At 68.0% G+C, this 20,725-nt stretch carries 30 protein-coding genes and 1 pseudogene; 14 read left to right on the forward strand and 17 right to left on the reverse strand.

The window, feature by feature from the left end:
- Positions 1-14: 14 nt before the first annotated feature.
- The 4 genes from fdxA to HQ308_RS20415 form a co-directional block, all read right to left on the reverse strand.
- Positions 15-326: a ferredoxin gene (gene fdxA, locus HQ308_RS20400; protein WP_222647670.1), complete on the reverse strand. Its 312-nt coding sequence runs from the start codon at positions 324-326 to the stop codon at positions 15-17.
- Complete coding sequence (locus tag HQ308_RS20405) at positions 323-1,342, reverse strand: arsenic resistance protein (protein ID WP_261776384.1); 1,020 nt, start codon at positions 1,340-1,342, stop codon at positions 323-325. Before HQ308_RS20405 ends, fdxA begins: the two co-directional genes overlap by 4 nt.
- A complete protein-coding gene (locus HQ308_RS20410; RefSeq protein ID WP_222647671.1) occupies positions 1,339-1,773 on the reverse strand; it encodes a MerR family transcriptional regulator in 435 nt (144 codons plus the stop codon). The genes HQ308_RS20405 and HQ308_RS20410 overlap by 4 nt, the downstream gene beginning before the upstream one ends.
- A gap of 63 nt (positions 1,774-1,836) precedes the next feature.
- Entirely contained in the window at positions 1,837-2,196 is a 360-nt protein-coding gene (locus HQ308_RS20415) for an Rv2640c family ArsR-like transcriptional regulator (RefSeq protein WP_222647672.1), read from the reverse strand.
- Positions 2,197-2,293: 97 nt separating this feature from the next.
- On the opposite strand from HQ308_RS20415, the gene HQ308_RS20420 reads away from it, so the two are divergent.
- Positions 2,294-2,740: an ArsI/CadI family heavy metal resistance metalloenzyme gene (locus tag HQ308_RS20420; RefSeq protein WP_222647673.1), complete on the forward strand. Its 447-nt coding sequence runs from the start codon at positions 2,294-2,296 to the stop codon at positions 2,738-2,740.
- A gap of 58 nt (positions 2,741-2,798) precedes the next feature.
- On the opposite strand, the gene HQ308_RS20425 is transcribed toward HQ308_RS20420, so the two are convergent.
- From HQ308_RS20425 to HQ308_RS20460, 8 genes are all read right to left on the reverse strand, one after another.
- Positions 2,799-3,857 carry an ArsO family NAD(P)H-dependent flavin-containing monooxygenase gene (locus HQ308_RS20425; protein ID WP_222647674.1) on the reverse strand — a complete coding sequence of 353 codons (1,059 nt, stop codon included), beginning with the start codon at positions 3,855-3,857 and terminating at the stop codon, positions 2,799-2,801.
- Between the two features lie 37 nt (positions 3,858-3,894).
- On the reverse strand, positions 3,895-4,302 hold the full coding sequence (locus HQ308_RS20430; protein ID WP_222647675.1) for a low molecular weight phosphatase family protein: 408 nt from the start codon (positions 4,300-4,302) through the stop codon (positions 3,895-3,897).
- Positions 4,299-4,721, reverse strand: coding sequence for an arsenate reductase ArsC (locus HQ308_RS20435; RefSeq protein WP_222647676.1), 423 nt, complete (start codon positions 4,719-4,721; stop codon positions 4,299-4,301). Before HQ308_RS20435 ends, HQ308_RS20430 begins: the two co-directional genes overlap by 4 nt.
- 40 nt (positions 4,722-4,761) lie before the next feature.
- On the reverse strand, positions 4,762-5,415 hold the full coding sequence (locus HQ308_RS20440; protein WP_222647677.1) for an arsenate reductase ArsC: 654 nt from the start codon (positions 5,413-5,415) through the stop codon (positions 4,762-4,764).
- Positions 5,415-6,524 carry an ACR3 family arsenite efflux transporter gene (arsB, locus tag HQ308_RS20445; protein WP_222647678.1) on the reverse strand — a complete coding sequence of 370 codons (1,110 nt, stop codon included), beginning with the start codon at positions 6,522-6,524 and terminating at the stop codon, positions 5,415-5,417. The genes HQ308_RS20440 and arsB overlap by 1 nt, the downstream gene beginning before the upstream one ends.
- Positions 6,521-6,922 (reverse strand): helix-turn-helix transcriptional regulator, encoded by a 402-nt coding sequence (locus HQ308_RS20450; RefSeq protein WP_222647679.1) that lies wholly within the window; start codon positions 6,920-6,922, stop codon positions 6,521-6,523. Before HQ308_RS20450 ends, arsB begins: the two co-directional genes overlap by 4 nt.
- Before the next feature lie 90 nt (positions 6,923-7,012).
- Positions 7,013-7,465 carry a VOC family protein gene (locus tag HQ308_RS20455; protein ID WP_222647680.1) on the reverse strand — a complete coding sequence of 151 codons (453 nt, stop codon included), beginning with the start codon at positions 7,463-7,465 and terminating at the stop codon, positions 7,013-7,015.
- A gap of 93 nt (positions 7,466-7,558) precedes the next feature.
- Positions 7,559-7,882: an alkylmercury lyase gene (locus tag HQ308_RS20460; RefSeq protein WP_222647681.1), complete on the reverse strand. Its 324-nt coding sequence runs from the start codon at positions 7,880-7,882 to the stop codon at positions 7,559-7,561.
- Between the two features lie 124 nt (positions 7,883-8,006).
- Here HQ308_RS20460 and HQ308_RS20465 point away from each other — a divergent pair, with 124 nt between their 5' ends.
- Together HQ308_RS20465 and HQ308_RS20470 are read left to right on the forward strand one after the other, a co-directional pair.
- Complete coding sequence (locus tag HQ308_RS20465) at positions 8,007-8,426, forward strand: hypothetical protein (protein ID WP_222647682.1); 420 nt, start codon at positions 8,007-8,009, stop codon at positions 8,424-8,426.
- Between the two features lie 84 nt (positions 8,427-8,510).
- On the forward strand, positions 8,511-9,146 hold the full coding sequence (locus HQ308_RS20470) for a DUF305 domain-containing protein (RefSeq protein ID WP_222647683.1): 636 nt from the start codon (positions 8,511-8,513) through the stop codon (positions 9,144-9,146).
- A 274-nt stretch (positions 9,147-9,420) separates the two neighbouring features.
- Here the strand turns inward: HQ308_RS20470 and HQ308_RS20475 are convergent, their stop codons facing one another.
- The 3 genes from HQ308_RS20475 to HQ308_RS20485 form a co-directional block, all read right to left on the reverse strand.
- Positions 9,421-10,104 carry a DUF4396 domain-containing protein gene (locus HQ308_RS20475; protein ID WP_222647684.1) on the reverse strand — a complete coding sequence of 228 codons (684 nt, stop codon included), beginning with the start codon at positions 10,102-10,104 and terminating at the stop codon, positions 9,421-9,423.
- 165 nt (positions 10,105-10,269) lie between these two features.
- Positions 10,270-10,701: a hypothetical protein gene (locus HQ308_RS20480; protein WP_222647685.1), complete on the reverse strand. Its 432-nt coding sequence runs from the start codon at positions 10,699-10,701 to the stop codon at positions 10,270-10,272.
- Positions 10,702-10,814: 113 nt separating this feature from the next.
- The gene (locus HQ308_RS20485; RefSeq protein ID WP_374198551.1) at positions 10,815-12,812 is read right to left on the reverse strand and encodes a heavy metal translocating P-type ATPase; all 1,998 of its coding nucleotides are present in this window, start codon (positions 12,810-12,812) and stop codon (positions 10,815-10,817) included.
- A 427-nt stretch (positions 12,813-13,239) separates the two neighbouring features.
- Between HQ308_RS20485 and HQ308_RS23040 the strand changes: the two are divergent.
- The 6 genes and pseudogenes from HQ308_RS23040 to HQ308_RS20510 form a co-directional block, all read left to right on the forward strand.
- Positions 13,240-13,293: pseudogene (locus HQ308_RS23040) on the forward strand (hypothetical protein); the annotation flags it as partial.
- A gap of 168 nt (positions 13,294-13,461) precedes the next feature.
- The gene (locus HQ308_RS23045) at positions 13,462-13,896 is read left to right on the forward strand and encodes an ImmA/IrrE family metallo-endopeptidase (RefSeq protein WP_308115843.1); all 435 of its coding nucleotides are present in this window, start codon (positions 13,462-13,464) and stop codon (positions 13,894-13,896) included.
- Positions 13,897-13,927: 31 nt separating this feature from the next.
- Complete coding sequence (locus HQ308_RS20495; protein WP_222633472.1) at positions 13,928-14,257, forward strand: hypothetical protein; 330 nt, start codon at positions 13,928-13,930, stop codon at positions 14,255-14,257.
- Positions 14,254-14,424 carry a hypothetical protein gene (locus HQ308_RS20500; RefSeq protein ID WP_222633471.1) on the forward strand — a complete coding sequence of 57 codons (171 nt, stop codon included), beginning with the start codon at positions 14,254-14,256 and terminating at the stop codon, positions 14,422-14,424. Before HQ308_RS20495 ends, HQ308_RS20500 begins: the two co-directional genes overlap by 4 nt.
- 453 nt (positions 14,425-14,877) lie before the next feature.
- Complete coding sequence (locus HQ308_RS20505) at positions 14,878-15,138, forward strand: hypothetical protein (RefSeq protein ID WP_222647687.1); 261 nt, start codon at positions 14,878-14,880, stop codon at positions 15,136-15,138.
- Between the two features lie 124 nt (positions 15,139-15,262).
- A complete protein-coding gene (locus tag HQ308_RS20510; protein WP_222647688.1) occupies positions 15,263-16,918 on the forward strand; it encodes a ParB N-terminal domain-containing protein in 1,656 nt (551 codons plus the stop codon).
- 377 nt (positions 16,919-17,295) lie between these two features.
- On the opposite strand, the gene HQ308_RS20515 is transcribed toward HQ308_RS20510, so the two are convergent.
- Positions 17,296-17,670: an Lsr2 family protein gene (locus HQ308_RS20515; RefSeq protein ID WP_222647689.1), complete on the reverse strand. Its 375-nt coding sequence runs from the start codon at positions 17,668-17,670 to the stop codon at positions 17,296-17,298.
- A gap of 152 nt (positions 17,671-17,822) precedes the next feature.
- On the opposite strand from HQ308_RS20515, the gene HQ308_RS20520 reads away from it, so the two are divergent.
- The 4 genes from HQ308_RS20520 to HQ308_RS20535 all read left to right on the forward strand — a co-directional run bounded on the left by HQ308_RS20520 (position 17,823) and on the right by HQ308_RS20535 (position 19,214).
- Positions 17,823-18,026, forward strand: a complete 204-nt coding sequence (locus HQ308_RS20520; protein ID WP_222647690.1) for a hypothetical protein — start codon at positions 17,823-17,825, stop codon at positions 18,024-18,026.
- A 120-nt stretch (positions 18,027-18,146) separates the two neighbouring features.
- On the forward strand, positions 18,147-18,434 hold the full coding sequence (locus HQ308_RS20525) for a hypothetical protein (protein ID WP_222647691.1): 288 nt from the start codon (positions 18,147-18,149) through the stop codon (positions 18,432-18,434).
- Between the two features lie 64 nt (positions 18,435-18,498).
- Positions 18,499-18,678 carry a hypothetical protein gene (locus tag HQ308_RS20530; protein ID WP_222647692.1) on the forward strand — a complete coding sequence of 60 codons (180 nt, stop codon included), beginning with the start codon at positions 18,499-18,501 and terminating at the stop codon, positions 18,676-18,678.
- Positions 18,679-18,821: 143 nt separating this feature from the next.
- Positions 18,822-19,214 (forward strand): hypothetical protein, encoded by a 393-nt coding sequence (locus tag HQ308_RS20535; RefSeq protein ID WP_222647693.1) that lies wholly within the window; start codon positions 18,822-18,824, stop codon positions 19,212-19,214.
- A gap of 21 nt (positions 19,215-19,235) precedes the next feature.
- Here the strand turns inward: HQ308_RS20535 and HQ308_RS20540 are convergent, their stop codons facing one another.
- Positions 19,236-19,694, reverse strand: coding sequence for a DUF4145 domain-containing protein (locus HQ308_RS20540; protein WP_222647694.1), 459 nt, complete (start codon positions 19,692-19,694; stop codon positions 19,236-19,238).
- Positions 19,695-20,570: 876 nt separating this feature from the next.
- Here HQ308_RS20540 and HQ308_RS20545 point away from each other — a divergent pair.
- A complete protein-coding gene (locus HQ308_RS20545) occupies positions 20,571-20,711 on the forward strand; it encodes a hypothetical protein (RefSeq protein WP_222626631.1) in 141 nt (46 codons plus the stop codon).
- Positions 20,712-20,725: the final 14 nt, after the last annotated feature.

Below are 20,725 nucleotides of genomic sequence, written 5' to 3' on the forward strand. Positions count from 1 at the left end.
CCCGATGGCCGTTCTCACCGCGAGTACGCCACCACAGTGGGGTGGTCGTGGCCCGTCGGGCCGAGTTTCGCGGCTCCACCGGGCGAGCCGAGATCGTCGAAGAAGTCGGCGTTGACGGTGACGTAGTGGGCCCACTCGGCGGGGAGGTCGTCTTCGTAGAAGATGGCCTCGACGGGGCAGACCGGTTCGCACGCACCGCAGTCGACGCACTCGTCCGGGTGGATGTAGAGCATCCGTCGGCCTTCGTAGATGCAGTCGACGGGGCATTCTTCGATGCATGCCTTGTCGGTGACGTCGATGCACGGTTCGGCGATCACGTACGTCACGGCGCCGAGGGCCCCGGTGCGGCGGTGCTGTCGTCCGGGACCGCGTCCGGAACCAGGCGCGGCACGTAGCGGACGTAGAGCACCATGCCGATCAGCTCCACCAGGGTCTGCGTCACGACCACCACCGCGGCCAGGCTCAACGCCGGCGGCAGCGCCAGGGCGAGGGGCAGCACGACCAGCGAGTTGCGGGTGGCGCCGGAGAACACCAGCGCCCGCGTCGCCGGCACGTCCTGCCCGAACACTCTCCCGGCGCCGACACCGATGAACGCCATCACGATCAGGAACACCACGAAGATGGCGGCGGCCGCCGCGAGTTGATCGACGCGGCTGCGGACGGCGTCGATCTGGGAGGCGACGACGACGGCGAGCGTCACCATCATCACCGGCACCATCGCCGCCGCCATCACCTCCATCAGCCGCTCGCCCGCGGGTCGGCGCCGCGCCCACCACTGCGTCGCCGCCGCCAGCGCCAGCGAGATGACGATGAGCAGGACGAACGCTTCGACGAAGGGTGCGATGTCGATGATCGACACCGTGTCGGACCCGACGAACAACCACAGCCACAACGGCAGCAGCGCGATCTGCAGCAGCATCAACAACGGCGCCCCGGCCAGCAGGCGTTCCGATGCGGCGCCGGCCAGGCCGCTGAAGACGATGACGTAGTCGATGCACGGGGCGAGCAGCACCAGCACAACCCCGACCAGGACCGCCTCATTGGCGGCGACGATGCGCGTCAGAGCGAACACCACGATCGGGACGACCACGAAGTTCAGGACGATGACCGCGGTGGTGAATCGGGCATCCCGCAGGGAGCGGCCGATCGCGGCGAACGGCACGGCGAGGAACGTGGCGTAGAGCAGCACGATCAGCACCGGGTTGATGGCGTGCTCGAACGTCGGCGCCGAGGCGGGAACAGCGAGGCCCACTGCGGCACCGACGGCGAGAGCGAGGAGGTACAAGCCGATCTGGTGGGTGTCCCACCACTGCACCACCGAGGTCCGCCGCGATCCGGTCATGACACGTGCCCGGGTGTGGTGATCGTCGATGCCAACCAGCTGCACTGTGGGTTGCACGGCGTCGACGCATCGGGAGTGTCGTCGAGACGGACCAGCGCGCCGGTCAGCGCGTCCCGCAGTACCGTCAGCTGCGCGATCGACTCCTCCGCTCGGGCGATGTGCTCACGCAGGGCTGGCCGCAGCCCGGACTTCACCGCGGCGCAGGAGTCGTTCTCCCACACCCGCAGGATCGTCTTGATCTGCGGCAGAGTCAGATTCAGGCTCTTCGCGGCGGTGATGAACGCCAACCGCTGCTGGGCTCGCTCGTCGTAGATTCGGTACCCGTTCGGGGCCCGGTCCGCCGGGAGCAGACCCTCGCTCTCGTAGAAGCGCAGCGTCGTCGCCGGCACTCCCGTCGCCGAGGATAGTTGCGAGATCAGCAGAGCGGCCATGACCGCACACTAAAGGTTCGAGTCAGCTCGAAGGCAAGTCGGCCGAGTCGACGGCACGACGGGTCAGCGGCAGCACGCGGGGTCGAGGACTACTCGGAGCGCGTCGAGTGCCTCCGGGCGCGCGGAGTAGTACACGTTCATGCCCCGCCGCTGGGAGACCACCATGCCGGCCTTGCGGAGCTGTCCGAGGTGGTGGCTGACAGTGGATTCGGCGAGACCGAGCGCGTCGGCGAGGTCGCATGTGCACACAGCGCCGGCAGTATCGGTGAGCAGCAACGACATCAAGCGGATTCGCATCGGGTCCGCGAGCGCCTTGAGCCGCACGGCCACCTCGAGCGCGGCATGCTCGTCCATCGGTGCTGCGGAGACGGGGGCGCAGCACACCGGGGTGGTGGTATCGATGATCGGCAGCGTCTTGGGCACGCACCCGACTCTACAACGTTCTTGACATATGTCGAATACGTGGCGCACCCTGTGGTGGTCTCTGATTCGACATATATCGCAACCTCGGAGGTTTGCCATGTCTCGCGCTCAGCTCGCCCTCAACGTCGACGACATCGACACCGCGATCACGTTCTACAGCAAGCTCTTCGGCGTGGCGCCGGCGAAGGTCAAGCCCGGCTACGCCAACTTCGCCATCACCGAACCGCCCTTGAAGCTGGTGCTGATCGAGAACCCCGGCAAGGGCGGCACCATCAACCACCTCGGCGTCGAGGTCGACTCGTCGAGCCGGGTGCACGAGGAGATCGCCCGCCTGACCGGCGAAGGGCTGTTCACCGACGAGGAGATCGGCACGACCTGCTGCTTCGCCACCCAGGACAAGGTGTGGGTGACCGGTCCCGGTGGGGAGCGCTGGGAGGTCTACACCGTTCTCGCGGACTCCGACACCTTCGGATCGCACCCGATCCCGGCGCCCGCACCCAGCGTCACTTCCGGCTCGACGTCGACGGCCACATCCTGCTGCTGACGCCCGCCCGCGTCGGCTCACCCCCATCGCACGGAACCACCCCGCCGTGGTCGTCCGATCAGCCCGTCAGGGTCGCGGTGAGGTGCTCCACCGCGTGGCGTGCTGTGCTGCCGACACCGATGAGCGTTGCCGACGCGGGCCCGGTCCAGTCGCCGTAGCCGAGAAAGACCATGGTGGGTTCGCCGGCGGCGTGCAGACCGTCCATCGCGATGCCGCCGTCAGTGGTGGGCAGGTGCAACGGCTGGAGATGCCGCAGCGCCGGCCGGAATCCGGTGCACCACACCACCGCATCGACCCGTTCGGCGCCGCCGTCGTCGGTGACGACACCCTCGGCCGTGAGTGCGGCGAACATCGGATGCGCCTGTAGGGCGCCGCGATCGCGGGCGTCCCGCACCGACGGCACCATGACGACGTCGCCGAGACCGGCCACACCGCCGGTGTCATCGTCGCCGGCGGCGAGTGCGCGGGCGCGGCGGGTGGCGACGTCGAACAACACACGACCGTCGACGTCGTCGGGCAGGAACCGCGGGGGCCTGGTGGTGAACCACAGGGTGTCGGCGACGGTGGAGATCTCGGAGAGGATCTGCGCGGCGGAGTTGCCGCCCCCGACCACCGCGACCCGTTGCCCGGTGAAGGTGCCGGGTCCGTCGTACTGCGCGGTGTGGATCTGACGGCCCAGGAAAGTCCGCATGCCGGGGTAGGTGGGCCAGAACGGCCGAGACCAGGTGCCGGTCGCGTTGATGACCGCCTCCGCTGACCAGGATCCCGCGGTGGTCTCGACCGAGTACCTGAAACCGTTGCGGCGCACCGCGGTCACGGTGACGGGTCGCTGCACCGGCAGCTCATACCGTTGTTCGTACGCGCTGAGGTAGTCGACGACGTGTGATCCGGGCGGGAACTCCTGTGCAGACGGGGGCATCGGCCACCCGGGCAACCGGGAGTGCGCGGCGGGGGAGAACAGGTGCAATGACGGCCAGTACTCCCGCCAGGACCCACCAGCGGCCGGCTGGTCGTCGAGAATTACATACTCGAGGCCCGCTCGGCGGAGGTAGTACCCGGCGGCGAGGCCTGCCTGACCGCCGCCGATGACCACCACCCGAACATCGGTGGTGGTCATCGGGTTCGTGCCGTCGGTGTGCAGTGCGGTGATGGCGTCAGTCCCGCAGGCGGGCAGCGAGTTCGTCGACGCGAGCGGCGATGTCGTCGCCCACCAGACGCATCCGCTCGATGCCCTCGATGCCCCGCGCGGAGGGCTCGTCGGTGTCCCAGTTCAGGTAGGTCGGTCCGTCGACCGGGTCGACGGTCGCCTCGCTGCCGAGGGTGATCACGTAGTCCATCCGCGCCAGCAACTCCGGATCGATCGGCTTGGGGTGTTCCCCGGACAGGTCCACCCCGACCTCGAGCAGCGTCTGCGCCGACAGGGCGTTGACGGAGCTGCCGGGGGCGGTGCCGGCGGAGTGCACCTCGACATCGTCGCCGGCGGCCCTGCGCATCAGGCCTGCTGCCATCTGCGACTTGCCGCCGTTCTTCACGCACACGAACAGCACACTCGGGGCGCTCATCGCGCTGCGTCCGCTTCTGCGGGCACGAGTTCGACCAGGAGGTCCTCCACACGGGCCTTGATCTGGTCGCGGATCGGGCGCACCGCCTCGAGGCCCTTGCCGGCGGGGTCGGGCAGCGCCCAGTCCCGATAGCTGACGCCCGGGAAGACCGGGCAGGCGTCGCCGCAGCCCATGGTGATCACCACGTCGGAGGTCTCCACGGCGTCGGGAGTGAGGATCTTCGGGGACTGGTCGGAGATGTCGATGCCGATCTCGGCCATCGCCTCGACGGCGGCGGAGTTGATGGTCTCGGCGGGGGCACTGCCGGCGGAGCGGACCTCGACGGCGCCGCCGCCGAGGTGGGTGAGGAAGCCGGCGGCCATCTGCGACCGGCCCGCGTTGTGGACGCAGACGAACAGCACACTGGGTGTGTCGGACATGGGAGAGTGCACCTTTCGGGTGTTCAAGGGCGGGGGATGGTCAGGCGTGTGCGGGGGCGCTCAGCTCGGCGAGGAGCGTGGTGATGCGGGTGTCGAGGTCGTCGCGGATGCGGCGCACCTCGTCGATGTTCTTGCCGTCGGGGTCGTCGAGATCCCAGTCCAGGTACCGCTTTCCGGGGTAGACGGCACAGGCGTCGCCGCAGCCCATCGACACCACGACGTCCGCGGCGGCGACGACGTCGTCGGTGAGCGGCTTCGGATACGCATCGCCCAGGTCGATGCCCAGCTCGTCCATCGCCTCGGCCACGACCGGGTTGATCGCGTAGGTGGGCGCGGACCCGGCGGAGCGGACATGGACGCGCCCGGCGCCGTGGTGGGTCAGCAGTGCCGCCGCCATCTGCGAGCGGCCCGCGTTGTGCACACAGATGAACAGCACTTCCGGCACTTCCTTCGGGGCGTCGCCGGTCGACTGCGCGAGTGCGGTGAGCCGGTCGGCGGCGAACCGCCCTGCGAGGGTGGTCAAGTGGGTGTGGATCTTCGAGGTGCGGCGCAGTGCGGTGTAGGACTCGAAGACGTACCGCTCCACCGTCTGCGGGGAGAAGATGCCGGCGTACTTCGCCGACAGTGTCTGCGCGGTGCGGGTCAGGACCGCCTGCGGCATGAGCAGTTCCGGTTGTGCGCGGTGCTCGGACATCACGATTCCTTGCTCTGGGGAACCGGCGCGGTCGCGGACGGCGAGGAAGTGAAGCGCTTGCGGAGAGCGAGCGAGACGTAGACCAGGCCCACCAGGACGGGGACCTCGATCAGCGGTCCGACGACGCCGGCGAGGGCTTGGCCGGAGGTGGCTCCGTAGGTGGCGATCGCGACGGCGATGGCGAGTTCGAAGTTGTTGCCCGCCGCGGTGAACGCCAGGGTGGTCGTGCGTTCGTAGCCCAGTCCCATCGCTGCGCCGAGGGCGTATCCGCCGCCCCACATCACCGCGAAGTACACCAGCAGCGGCAGCGCGATGCGGACGACGTCGAGGGGCTGGGAGGTGATGCGGTCGCCCTGCAGGGCGAACAGGACGACGATCGTGAACAGCAGTCCGTAGAGCGCCCACGGCCCGATCTTCGGGATGAACGAGGTCTCGTACCACTCGCGTCCCTTGGCGCGTTCCCCGAAGTACCGCGAGGCGAATCCGGCGATCAACGGAATGCCCAGGAAGATCAGGACCGACTTCGCGATCTGCCACGGTGATGCCTCGATGGTGGTCTGGTCGAGGCCGAGCCAGCCAGGAAGCACGGAGAGGTAGAACCAGCCGAGGACGGCGAACATGATCACCTGGAACACCGAGTTGATGGCCACGAGGACGGCTGCGGCCTCGCGGTCGCCGCAGGCGAGGTCGTTCCAGATGATGACCATCGCGATGCACCGGGCGAGTCCGACGATGATCAGCCCGGTCCGGTATTCGGGCAGGTCGGGGAGGAACAGCCAGGCGAGCGCGAACATCAGTGCGGGGCCCAGGATCCAGTTCAGGGCAAGGGAACCCAGTAGCAGCTTCTTGTCGCCGGTGACCGTGTCGAGCCGGTCGTAACGGACCTTCGCCAGCACCGGGTACATCATGATCAGCAGGCCGATCGCGATGGGGAGGGACACGCCGTCCACGGAGATGGACGACAGCGCGTCGTTCATCCCGGGGATCATGCGTCCAAGCAGCAGCCCGACGACCATCGCTACGCCGATCCACACCGGGAGGAAGCGGTCGAGGGTGGAGAGCTTGCCGACGACGGCGGGGTGGTCGGTGGTGTTCGCCGCGGTGCTCATGCGCTCACCAACGCAACACCGACGGGATTCGCGTCTCCGGCGGTCGGATCCGTTGCGGCGAGAACCGACGACAACTGCTGCAACGCAGCGGGAATGACCCAGTAGTAGACCCATGTTCCGCGGCGCTCGCAGTCGAGCAGGCCGGCTTCGCGCAGGACTTTGAGGTGGTGGGAGATCGTCGGTTGCGACAGGTCGAAGGACCCGGAGATGTCGCAGACGCACGCCTCGCCGCTCTCGTGACTGGCCACCAGGCTCAGCAGGCGCAGACGGACGGGATCGCCGAGTGCCTTGAACATCCGCGCCAGATCACCGGCCCAGTCGGTGGTCAGAGGTTCGCGAACCAGCGGGGAGCAGCACTCGCTGTCCGACGCCACGATGGGGGCGGTGTGTTTCGACATGCGTCTATATTGATGGTCGGCGAATCAGGCGTCAAAAGAATACCGCGTGAACGACCCCGATCGGAGCGTCGGAGCGTCGGTGTTGCCGGGTCAGGAGGCGTTGTCGCCGGTGGCACCGGGCTCGTGCCTCGCGTCGGTCTCGGTATGGAAGGTGATCAGGTTGCCGTCGGTGTCGACGGTGGCGAACTCCATCGATCCCCAGTCCGTCGTGACGGGGCGGCCCACGTCTGCGCGGTGAAGAACGCCCGCTCCGGACAACTCGGTGTACAGGTCGTCGATCTCGTCCACGGCGATGCGGCAACTGGCAGTGCCCGCGAGGAACGTCTCGGCTCCACTGCACACCGGCCACGGCGCAGGGTCGGTGCGGGTGGTCCAGCTGTCGTCGTCGGCGGCCCAGAGGTGGATCTCGACGTCGTCACGGGTGAGCTTGGCGAAACTCGGATCCGAGTACCGGGTCGTGAAGCCGAACGAGCGGGCATAGAACGCGACAGCGGACTCGATGTGTCGTACCGGCAGCGCGGGGACCACTCTCGACATGCCCATGAGCAACTCTAACGCCGAAGACCTGCGCGACGAACGGGCTGACACCGCACCCCCGGATCTGCCCGCCAGAGTGACGGGCCGACAGTCGTTGGGTCAGGCCGGCGGCTGCGTAACCCTCTTGCGAAGGGACGTGACCAGTTGATCGACGGTCGGAAGACCAGCCGTACCGGCACCGGTGCGGTAGATGCGGCACGCGAGTTCGGTGAGTTGGACCGCATCGCCGAAGGCATCGACGCCGTCGACGAGGATGGTGGGCGAGCCCGCGAACGCAGAAGCAGCGGCCTCGGCGTCCGATGTGATCAGCCGGTACTCGATCTCGATGTCCGGGAGTCCGATCGCGGTCGCCGCCGTGTGAACTCGGTTTGCCGCGTCCTGCCAGTTCGGGCACTCGTCGAAGTACAGGATCTCCACCTTCATGGGGACGATTGTGCCCCTCGCGGGAACGGGCCGCGTGCGATCACGTGGTGGCGCCGCGTTGCGGCATCTGCGGTCGGACCACACGGTGATACCCGTAGGGGGTATCTCTTGGTACGGTGGCGAGATGTCTGAGGGTGTTCGGCGGCGATCGTCTGCGCTCTCGATGCTGTGGACGGTGTTGATCGCGCTCGGTGTGGTGCTGATGCACACGACCCTGCCCGTCCCCACCGCCGCGGCCCATGACGCGATGCCCGCACCAGGGCAGCCGAACAGCGTGGTCGTCCACCACTCTGCTGACACACACACCGTCGACGTCGAGACGTCGGCAGCGCACGTGTCGTGTCCGAGCGGTCACGACATGGTGCATCCGTGCATCGGGACGGTGACGTCCTTCCCTGCGATGCCGGTGCCGACCGGGACTGCCGAACTCATGCCAGTACTCGACAACGCGTCCGGCCGTGTTGTCGCGATCGCGTCCCGAGCGGGCCGTGCGCCCCCGTGGGCGGTGTACTCGCTGGACAAGTCGGTATTTCTTCGGGTGTGACGGGGAGTCCGGGGCCCGGGTGCTCCGGCGGATCGCACGCAGATCCACCTCGTCTTTCGTTCGACACACCTCAGGAGTACTTCCATGCGCATCAACAGAAGAACAACCACTGTCCTCGCCGCCGCGGCGGTAGGCATCACCCTCCTCGCGGGGTGTAGCGACGACGGATCGGGCACGTCGATGGAGGGCCACTCGATGGGCTCGTCCACCTCGATGGGGTCCTCGTCGGCGCAGTCCGCGGATCCCGCAGCGAACTTCACCGACGCCGATGTCATGTTCGCGTCGATGATGTATCCCCATCACGCGCAGGCCGTCGAGATGGCGACCATGGTCGACGGGCGGACGACGAACCCGGAGATCGTCGCCCTGGCAGGGGAGATCGCCGCCGCCCAGAAACCCGAGATGGAGCAGTTGACGTCGTGGTTGGCGCAGTGGGGTCAGCCGGCGCCGTCGTCGGACGCGAGCTCGATGGAGGGTATGGATCACGGATCGGGCAGCGGGATGATGACCGCACAGGACATGGACTCGCTGATGGCCGCGTCGGGTGCTGACTTCGACCGGCAGTGGCTGACGATGATGATCGCCCACCACCAGGGCGCGGTCGCGATGGCGGAGAAGGAGATCGCCGACGGCTCCAACGCGGACGCGGTCGCGATGGCCCGCACCATCGTCGAGACGCAGAACGCCGAGATCTCGCGTATGCAGCAGCTCCTGGGCTGACCGAGAACCCGGCCGGACCCGCTGCCGCGGGTTCTGCTCGGGCGAACGACGCAACCCCGCACCGATTCGGTGCGGGGTTGCGTCGTGTCGGGGGAGTCGAAGGCACCGTCACTCGCGCGGTCGTCGGTGCCGGTCCCGCATTCTGCGGCCGACACTCTGGTCCGACGGCGGATTCGGGTGAGCGCCGCGGTAGTCCCCTAGCGGGGGCTTGTTGCCCCGGTGGCAGCGTGTCTACCGGTGGTCCCGTGTCGAGGGATGCGGACCGCTGTCCGTCTCAGGCGGGGGAGTTGCGGTGATCGCGGAGTAGTCGGACGGCGGGGTAGCCCGTGATCACACCTAGGACGATGCCCACTTGCATGAGCAGCCAGAATGCAGCGTCGGTGGCCGGTGGCATCGTCTCGGTGAAATGCAGCAACAACATCCAGCCACCCATTCCGAGGTCGAACGCCAGCACGGTCACCGCGGCGGCCCCGAGCGCAGCCGCGACGGACGGCCGACGCGTGTCACGGGCACCGACCGTCGGTGTGACGGCCGAGCGTTCGTACGCGAACAGCATGGCCGTGGCCAGCAGCGCGATGACGATGATCATCACCCAGAGGTCGATTCCGGCGATGGTGAGCCCGGAGGCGATGACCAGCGGCACCCCGATGAGGTGCGCGGCGGCGGACGCGCCACCGCCGGGCAGTCCTGCGGATACACCAGGGGGCGCCTGCACGGCGGTCCTCGCGTCCGAGACGACGCCATCGCGGCCGTGACGGCGGTAGGCAAGCAGGGCGAACGGCCCGAGGTAGAGGCCGGAGGCGATCCACACCAGTTCGGTGGCAACGGTGTGGTGGCGGTGTCCGCGGCGGTAGATATCGTCGGCGATGACGGCCGACGAGATGAGGGCGAGGGTGAGGACCACCCATGCCAGCGGAGTCATCCATGTGGGCAGGGTCGAGCCCATGTCCATGTCCATGTCGAGCCTTTCGTGAGGGGCCTGTCGCCGCGCGTGCGAAAGCGGTGGGGCGAGAGGGAGTGGTGGTGCGGTGAGGACGCAGGGCCAGGTGCGGGGGAGCCCGCAACCGGCATGCGCGAGGTGTGTGTCAGGGAGGGGGCTCGACATCGCGGCCCCAGCGGCCTGTCAGACCCTGCGTACCGTGAGCTGGGTCAACGACAGCACCGTCCAGGGCGGCGAACTGGACTCGGCTGGGACGGGGTGCCCGGGCGTGGGGTGTCGGCCCGTCTGTGCGATGAGCTCGACGCCCGTTCGCGCCAGAGGAACCGGGGCGTTATCGGCGAGCGTGACCGCTTCCATGCACGCATGGGCGTTGCCACAGGTCGTGTCGCCGCAGGCGGTGACGCAGTGGGCCGCGCTGACGGTCGTTTGTGTTCCGACGGCCACGACCGTCAGCTCGGCCGGTGTGCCCGCGGTCGAGGGCGTCTCGGGGGAAACACCCGCCGAGGCGGCCGACGACATGGCCGACGGATGTTGCGGACCCAGTGCGCAGATGGCCGCGACCACGATGACCAGGACGACGAGCGCCCGCCGCGCGAGGCTGGTCGTGACCGACATGAGTCGAGGGTAGCGCCCCGCGGTTGCCGGGCCTTCCAGATGCCACGTGGAGCGACGTGGGTAGTGAAGCGCCTTCGGGAACAGGTGCGAGGAGCTCTGTCAGAGGGCGCCGGTCAGAACTGGGGGGTGCCCGCGCCGGGGAGGAGGTCCAGGCGCCGCAGCAGTTGGGCGTTGGCGGCGACGATGATCGTCGACAGAGACATCAGAATCGCTCCCACCGACATCGGCAGCACGAACCCGATCGGAGCGAGCACGCCGGCGGCCAGCGGCACGGAGAGCAGGTTGTATCCGGCGGCCCACCAGAGGTTTTGCTTCATCTTCCGGTACGCGGCGCGGGAGAGGTCGACGACCGACAGCACCGAGCGGGGGTCGTCACTGGCGAGAATGACTCCGGCCGAGGCGATCGCGACATCCGTGCCGGCTCCGATGGCGATGCCGATGTCGGCGCGGGCGAGGGCGGGGGCGTCGTTGACACCGTCACCGACCATCGCGACCTTCCTGCCCTCGTCCTGCAGGTCCGCCACCCGCTGCGCTTTGTCCTCGGGGCGCACCCCGGCGAAGTAGCGGTCGATACCCAGCTCGCCGGCGACCGAGGCGGCGACCGCGTCGGCGTCGCCGGTGATCATGACCACCTGTATCCCACGGGCGTGCAGGTCGGCCACTGCGGCGCGGGACTCGGGCCGGATCTCGTCGGCCAGTTTCAGTGCTCCGATCACGGCGCCGTCGGCGACGACATGCAGGATGATCGCCCCGTCCTGCCGCCACCGATCGGCCACACCGAGCTCGGAGCGGTTCTCCTGCTCGAGCATCGCCGGACCACCCACCCGTACGGCGGCGCCGTCGACGACCGCGGACACCCCGACCGCAGGGGAGGATCGGAAGTCCTGTGCGGACGGGATATCGAGCCGGCGGCCCTCGGCAGCGGCGACGATCGCGCGGGCCAACGGGTGCTCGGAATCCGCTTCCGCGGCAGCGGCCAGCGCCAGAACCTCCTCGGCGGTGCGCCCGTCCACGGCCTCGACGTCGGTGACGGCGGGTTCGCCGCGGGTGAGGGTGCCGGTCTTGTCGAACAGCACGGTGTCGACGGTGCGCATGGATTCGAGTGCGAGGCGGTCCTTGATCAGGACGCCGCCGCGGGCGGCGCGTTCGGTCGCGATGGACACCACCAGCGGGATTGCCAGGCCCAGTGCGTGGGGGCAGGCGATGACCAGGACGGTGATCGTGCGGACGACCGCGTCGTCGGGGGAGCCGAGGAGGGTCCAGGCGGCCGCGGTGAGAACGGCGGCGCCGAGGGCGAACCAGAACAGCCACGCCGCGGCGATGTCTGCGATGCGCTGTGCTCGCGACGTCGAGTTCTGCGCGTCGCTGACCAGTCGGCGGATCCCGGCGAGGGTGGTGTCCTCGCCAATGGCGGACACACGCACGCGCAGGCCAGAGTCGGTGGCGACGGTGCCGGCGACGACGGTCTCGCTCTCGCTGCGGCGGACCGTCCGGGATTCGCCGGTGATCATCGACTCGTCCATGCTCGCGGCCCCGGAGACGACGACACCGTCGGCAGGGATCCGACCGCCGGGGCGCACGATCACTACATCGCCGACCGCCAACGATCCGGGATCGACCGTGTTGACCTCACCGTCGGCGTCGACGCGCTCGGCCGTGTCGGGCAGCAGTGCGGCCAGAGAGTCCAGGGCCGACGTCGTCTGCGCGAGTGAGCGCATCTCGATCCAGTGCCCCAGCAGCATGATGACGATCAGCAGTGCCAGCTCCCACCAGAAGTCCAGCTGGTGATCGAGCAGACCGACGCTCGCGCCGAGGGAGGAGACGAAGGCGACGGTGATGGCCAACGCGATGAGAAGCATCATTCCCGGTGCGCGGCTGCGGATCTCGCCGAGCGCGCCGGTGAGGAACGGGGAGCCGCCCCACACGAACATGACCGTGCCCAACACTGGGGACACCCACCCGATCCATGAGTATTCCGGCAACGAGTACCCGAGGATCATCGCGAACATGTCCGACGCCGCGATCACCGGAACAGCCAGAACGACCATCACCCAGAACAATCTCCGGAACTGGGCCGCATGATCGCCGTGGCCGCCGTGGCCGCCGGCCATGCCGTGATGGTCCTGATCGTGCGAAGTGTCCGTCCGAACGGTGGCCGGTGATGACTCGATCATGTCAATTCCTCGATCTCGAAAGTGTTGCTGTGCAATGCCTTGTACCGGTCGGCGTGCCCGGAAGTGCCGTGGCCCTACCGCATCTCTGCTGTCGGCTACCCGCCGTGTCCGGTTTCCGTTACATACCCCCAGGGGGTATTCAGATCTGACCATACGCCCCTCGGTCAGCCGTGGGAAGGTGTGCCGTCTCACTCGGACTCGATTCCTGCACCCACCGGATCGTGCAGCTGATGCGATTCCGCACCCTTGTTCAACAACGTCATGCTGATCCTCGCTCAGCGCCCCAGCGCCCCAGCGCCCCAGCGCGACGCAGGTCGCCGGATTCCGGGCATGGCAGGCCCAGGGACGGCAAGTCCGCAAGGGTGAGAAAGCGATCCGCATCTACGGCTACAGCAGCCGCACCGTCACCGAGACCGACCAGGCCACCGGCGACGAGACCACCCGCAAGGTCCCCACCTTCCCGATCCTGTCCGTTTTCGCCCACGACCAGACCGACCCGATCGACGGCCACCCCCAGGCCGAGCAGATCGCCCACCGCCTCACCGGCGACGACCCCGCCGCCATCTACGACCGTGTCCACGCCCTCATGACCTCGCGCGGCTGGACCGTCACCCGCGACCTCATCGACGGGGAGACCAACGGGTACACCACCGTCGACGGGACCCGCCGTATCGTCGTCGACGCCCGCCTCGCACCCGCGCAGGCAGCGAAGACGATGATCCACGAAGCAGCCCACGCCCTCATGCACACCGCCGACACCGTCGCCGCCGAAGACCGGCGCGACCTGCACCGAGGCCGGATGGAGGTCGAAGCCGAATCCGTCGCGTACGTTCTCGCGGGGATCCTCGGACTCGACACCGCCGCCTACAGCGTCGGCTACGTCGCCGGATGGGCTGACGGCAATCTCGACACCGTCACCGACACCGCCCGCGCCGTCCTCGCCGCCGTCCACGAACTCGCCGACGCCCTCGACCCGCAGGTCGACAGCGACACCGACAGCGGCGACACCGCTGCCGCCTGACCAGCACCACCCACCACCGGAAGGAACCCACGTGCCAGCACAAGCATGGGTGACCCTGATCGTCGGCGTCCTCGCCGTCGTCGGGGTCGCCCTCACCATCCGACAACGCACCGTCGCCGACAAACGCGCCCAAGCATGGGACCGCATCACCTGGTGCCTGGACCACACCCTCAGCAAGGACGACGACGAGGCCGAACTCGGCTGGGACGTCTACGCGACCGTCACCGATTCACCTCTCATCACCAAGACAGAGGAGGCAGTTCTGGTCGCTGTAGCAGACCGAGCGATTCGGTCGACGGTGGCGGAACTCGCCGACACAGAGGACACTGACAACCAGAACGAGCAGGAGGACCCGCGATGACCACCACCGAATCACGCGCAGTCGACAAGACACCGCGACCCCGCGTCGCCGCCGCCGCCGCGCGCGCGTCGATCGCGATGCGCGAACGCAGTGGGCGCGAAGTGCCGCAGTGGATCCGTGACGCCGCAGCAGGCAAGCCGACCACAGTGCCGCCCGAACAGTCCTGACCAGCGCACAGACACGCAACAAAGAGGCCCGCACCCCAGGGTGCGGGCCTCTTTCGTGTCCGCAGACGACGCGGATGCCGATGTCGCTACCCGCACGGTTCGGCGGCCGGCGGTCACGGGTGCGATGGCCGGCCCAGCGGGCCGGGCGTAGCTGCGGGCGTGCCCTGATCGGAACTCCGCTGCGCTCCGTCGGAGTGAAAAGCGTCGTTCTTTCGACACATCTGGCTACTCCGATGCTGCGTCACCCGTGCCCGTCTCACCAACACCCGACCTCCGCTGCGCTCCGGCCCCTGCGGGGTCCGAAAACTTCTCAGAACGCCTCCGGCTGAGAACTTTTCGTATCGGCTGCAGGACGCCGTTCCCGTGCGCCGCCTCCTCTGCGCCACGCCAGATGACGGCGAAAGAACGTGGCAGGGCAGAAGGCCAGGTCACCGCAGTCGAGGGAGCGCACCGATGAGCGTCACCACCAGTTTTCAGACCGCAACCATGGGGGCAGTGGGGGAGGCGGTGCTGACCATCCGCACCCACGCGCTCACCCAGATCACCGCCTACACCGCACGTGCGGAGAAGGCAGCGGCGAACCCCGAAGCGTCCACCGAGGCCGCGCACCGCGAACGCGCCGCCTACTGGGCGTGCACCGCACGCGAAGCCGGAGCCACCGAGGCTCAGATCGACGACGCCGAAGCAGCCGGAACGGCGCAGGGCACCGCATGACCACCGCCGTCGCGCGGAGCCGGGGACCACACCACCCGACCAGCACCACCAGAACAGAAAAACACCGGACAGCGCCTAACTGCCCGGTGTCTCACCGAAAACCATATCAAGGAGAGACACCATCATGACCGCAACCATCGACACCACCACCGCGACAACCGAACCCGCCACCGAGCATACCAATCCCGGTGCGCTGGGAACGGTGTTCGCCCAGGTGGACCCCACCACCCTCGACGTCGCCGACAACGTCCGCGACACCGTCGACCTGGACCGGACCCCCGACTTCGTCGCCTCCATCCGCGAGCACGGAGTCCTGCACCCGATCCTGACCGTGCGCCGGGGCGACGGCACCCTCGCCGTCATAGACGGGCAACGGCGCACCCTCGCCGCGATCGCCACCGACACCCCCGTCGTCCCGGTGCTCATCCGCACCCAGGACGGGGACCAGGTCGCCGCCGACACCACCCGCATCGTGGAGCAGATCGTCTCCAACGACCAGCGCGCAGACCTCACCGACGGCCAGCGCGCCGCAGGCGTCGCCCAGTTGCTCGACCTCGGCGTGTCCGTCAAAGAGGTCGCCCAAGCCCTCTCGGTCACGCAGAAGGCTGCGAAGGTCGCCGGTCGGGTCGGCGGCTCCGACGCCGCGCGGGCGGCACTGGACACCGGGCAACTCGACCTCGAGCAGGCGTCGATCATCGCCGCGTTCGAGAAGATGGGCGACGACGACGCCGTCGCGCAGCTCCTCGACGCCGCCGAGAACCGCCCGTACAACTTCCCGCACCTGGCACGCAGGCTCACCGAGGACCGCAAGAACGCACGCGACCGGGCCAAAACGCTGGTGCCGTTCGGGGAGGCCGGTCACCCGGTGCTCACCACCGACCCCGAGGCAGGGGAGGACGTGTGGCACTACGCCGCCGAGATCCGCACCGCCGACGGGGAGCCGGTCGAGGTGGCCGAGCACCCCGACCGGTGGTCGGTGTGGGCCGACCACGTCGAGGCATGGATCGACGCCGAGACCGGCGAGCAGGTCGACGAGGACAGCGTCGACTGGGACGCCGACGGCCCCGACGACACACCCGCAGAGGGCAAGCGCCACCGGAAGACCGTCACCGAAGGGTGGGCATGGGAGACGTCGTACTGGATCAGCGCCGACGACGCCGAGCAGCACGGCTACCAGGTGCCGCAGGCAACCCCCGTGGCCCACGAACGCGCCGCCGCCGGGGTCAACCCCGACGACGCGGCACGCCGCGCCGCCGAAGCAGCCGACGCCGACAAGGCCGAGCGTCGCAGGGTGAAGGCGCTCAACGCCGCAGGTCTCGCCGAGACCACGCTGCGCCGCGAGCACATCAAGGCGCTCCTGACGCGCAAGACCGCGCCGAAGGGCAGCGCCGGATGGGTCGCCGCGACCCTCGCCGGGTCACCCGATCTGCTCACCGAAGGCAAGGCCGGGGAGGTGCTGCGCGAGGTGGTGCCCGGTGCCGACCCGCTCACCGGAATCGCCGACCTGATCGACAAGGCCACCGACGCCCGCGCCCAGGTGCTCATGCTGGCGCTGGTGCTGGCCGCACTCGAAGCCCGCATGGCCGGTTCCGACAAGTCGTGGTGGCGAGCCAGCCCGCAGACCCGGTGGACCCGCGACGGCCTCCCCAGGGGAGCCGCCCGGTACCTGGCGTTCCTGACCGAGCACGGCTACACCACCGGCCCGGTCGAGAAGGTCGTCACCGGCGAGAACACCGCCGAGGACGCCTACACCGAAGTCACCGCCACAAGCGGCGAATGACCCGGTGACCGGTGCGGGTGCCCCACAACTCGGGGCACCCGCACCGCCCACAGTGGGTGTGTTCAGGAGGGTCAGCGGCGCATTTCGCGAACAAAGATCCAGATGAGCCAGAGCCCAGCTGTGAGGCAGAAAAGAATGACGTCGACCAGGAAGTTGACGAGGGTGTACGAGCGACGAGTCTTACGTGCCATGAAGTAGCTCCTAGGAATGTGGGTTCGCGGATAAGCGGGTTTCGCAGTGATGTCCGGTCCTGACGGTCCCCGGCCGGGCGAGGGGGACGCCCCCTCGCGCTCCCCCGAGAAGCGCCGGCCACCGGCGGTGCACCAGTCCGCCACGCGGCCCAGGAGATCAGGTGCCGCGCGGCGAGGGCAGGCCAGTCAGTGAACGGCGTCGAACGCCTCTACGACCGCAGCCGGAATCCGGCCCCGGGCACTGACCTCGTACCCGTTGCCGTTGGCCCACTCACGAATCGCCCGCGTCTGCTCCGGATCACGCTTCGAAGACTTCTTCGAGGCGGCCTCAGCGGCGGCGCGGACAGCAGAGGTGTGCCCACCGCGCTTACGGCCGCCGACCTTCGCCGCGTGCTCGATGTAGTAGCCGAGCGTCTTCCGGAACTCTTTCGCGTTCTTGTCCTTCAGGTCGATCGCGTAATCGACGCCGTCGACGGAGAACTCGATCAACTCCCCGGCGCCGTCGGCGATGATGCTCCCGTCGATGTCATCGGTCAGCTCGACGATCAGATTCTTGGCCACGGTGCGGTGTACCCGTCTTTCCTCGGTGAAACGGTCGACAAATGCCTGCTCACCGTCCCACAACCACACCATCCGGTACCGCGACCGGGCCGGTGTGTCGGCGCGCGGTGTGCCGGCGGAACCACCGCGCCGTCCGGTGCGTCCAACCCGTCATGAACCGTGACGACGACCGCGCCGGCCTCGTCATCGCCGGCGACGGCCACGACCCCGAGGATCCCGATCTGCGCGCCGCGCACGACCACGTCACCGACGTCCTACGCGCGCACCGCCACCTCACCGTCGCCCCCGGGCGACTCCGCGACTGGTACCAATCCATCGACCTGGCCAGGCTCCCTGAAGCGGCCGACCCAGACTAGAACACCTGTTCGATCATTGATAACCTGACGAAGCGGGGCTGAGTGGCGGTCTAACCAACGGTTCGACCCGGGAAGCACTCGGCCCCGCATCACCACCACAGAACAACACCGGGGAGCGCCATGACCCGCGTCGACTGGGCAGAGAACGCCCGCCGCCTGCGTGAACACGCCGCCGCCGACGCCGAGCGGCGCACCGCAGACACCGGCGAAGCCCACAAACCCGACCCCGCCGTCATGCGCATCGCCAGCTCCTGCGACGCCGCCACCTACTGCCCCGACCGACCCAACCCCCGCCTCGAAAAGCAAGTCGCCGCCGCGCTCGCCACCCGGCCTGCAGCCAGCCCCCACACTGGGAACTTCGACCTCAGCAGCAGACCCGGCCACCGACCCGACACCCGCCGGCCCTGACCGCGCACCGGGAACGGACTTGTGGACGAAGACCTGTCGGTCCCCGCCGATACGATCACCGGCTGTGCAAACAGGCGACCGCGTCAAACTCCACGCCCACGGCGTCACCACCTTCGAGATCACCGAACTCGACGACACCCACGCCACCATCACCCCCAGCGAAACCCACGCAGACGCACCCGGCGCCTACCCCTTCCGCATCCTCCGCGCCGGCCTCGTCCCAGCGAACACCGAAGGGCATTGAGCTCGCTCCGCTCGCGCCGCCTGTTCCCAGGCGCTCCGCGCCTCACAGCGGCATCCGCCCTCCGGGCGCACGGCCGACACAGACGCCCCCGTTGCGCGTCAATATCTGTTGACGACTAGCAACCGTCAACATACGCTGACGGAATGGCCTTCGACCGGTACCTCGACCAACGCGAACTGTTCCAGGAATACAGCAGCTACAGCGACGCCCACGAACTCGCCGCCGCAGCTCGCCGCATGACCGAACGAGGCGACGACCGAGCCGCCATGATGACCGAAAGCGCACAAAACGCGTTGTCCGGCAACACCATCACCGACGAGGACGCACTCGCCGTCAACGCCCACATCTCACAAGGACTCCTTCGGCAACGCCACGACATCGTCACCCGACTCCGAGAACAAGACCCACCCATGTCCTGGACCCGAATCGGTGAACTCCTCGGCATGAGCAAACAAGCCGCCCACCGCTGGCACACCCGCGGCTACCTCAGACCCACCACCGACAACCCGTCAACACATGCTGACGAGCAGAACTGACGACGGCGGGGCACCGCTGAATCACACGCTCGGTCGACCCTTCGCAGCGTTGATGGACCGCGCACGCTCCAGTGCAGCAGACTTACTCGGCCTGTAAAGATCCGTGAGCGTCAACTCGACATGCTCGATCGCATCGATGATCTCTTGGAACGTCACGTCATCCTCGTGCGTCGCGACGTTTCCCATCCACTTCGTCGCCAGCAGCAATTCGCTCAACTCCGGATGCGTCTTCCCGAACTTCGTCAACCGGGCATCGAGCGAGAGTCGACCCTTCTTACCGGTGTCTCCACGTGTCGGAATCTCCTGTTCGTTCATCAACTCCTCGACACCCTTACGCAACGCCGTCATCGCTGCGGCACGATCCGACCACAGCAACGCATCCACGCGCCGCAGCTCACGATCCACCGAGGCGGGAAACTCCTCGTGATGATCGAACACCTCCACCGGCGGAAAGAAGTTGCGAACCGCGAGAATGTCCACGTAGTCGTTTCCCTGGTCGTACAACTCGGGGGGGCCGAACCTCGACCTCCATGTCACCGACCGCGTAGACAACTCCTCTGCACCCAGAGACGTTGCACGACAGAACAGCTGAAAACGTTCCAACAATTTCGGCGTGGTTCACATGTGGATAGTCGAAGTCCTCCGGATGGTCGTACCTCACGTCATCTCGAAGCCGACCGTGGCGATCGACCTTCTTCGGGATAACCAGCACACCCCGGTGGCACACAGGGCACACGATCGAGGGCCAGGATTCCGCGTCGAACCACCCATTCTCCAGTTGCGACACAAAACTTTTCATACGGGCAGACTTCTTTCGATTCGGCTGACGGCCATCGTAACCAGTCGTCAACATACGCTGACGCTGCCCGTTGGGGCTCGTCGTGCGAAAGATCAGCGCTACCGCGACCCGCGGTACGTGGTCGATTCCCGTCGCTCCCGCACAGTCGGCCACCGGCGTGTCCGGGTGGGAGGTGGCAGCTCGGGGGAGTGGCCGGCGGTTCCTGGTCGCAGGCCGGCCGTGACCGTCCGGGCGTGGGCCACCCTGCGGGCGTCCGCCTAGTGGAGCTCCGCTGCGCTCCGCACCCTGGAAGAGCATTCGTTCTTGCGACACATCTGGCTACTCCGATGCTGCGTCACCCGGGCCCGTCTTACCAACACCCGACCTCCGCTGCGCTCCGGCCCCTCGGGGGTCCGAAAACTTCTCAGAACGCCTCCGGCTGAGAACTTTTCGTTCTCGGGTGCTGGACGCCGTTCCCGTGCGCCGCCTCCTCTTCGCCACGCCAGATGACGGCGAAAGAACGTGGTGAGGGCAAGGGCCCGAGCCGCACGCACGAGTTCCGGAAGGAAGCACCAGTCATGCGCGCACAGCACCCGTCCACCGCAGACGAGATCGACATCCTCGTCCACAAGCAGGGCGCCCCCAAGATCCGCCGCACCGTCAAACGAGCCAGCGCCCGCTACGACCGCCGTAACGCACGCCGCGCACTCCGATCCTGACCGTCCCCCAGTCA

Source organism: Rhodococcus sp. BP-241 (assembly GCF_019836145.1).
Lineage (GTDB): Bacteria > Actinomycetota > Actinomycetes > Mycobacteriales > Mycobacteriaceae > Rhodococcoides.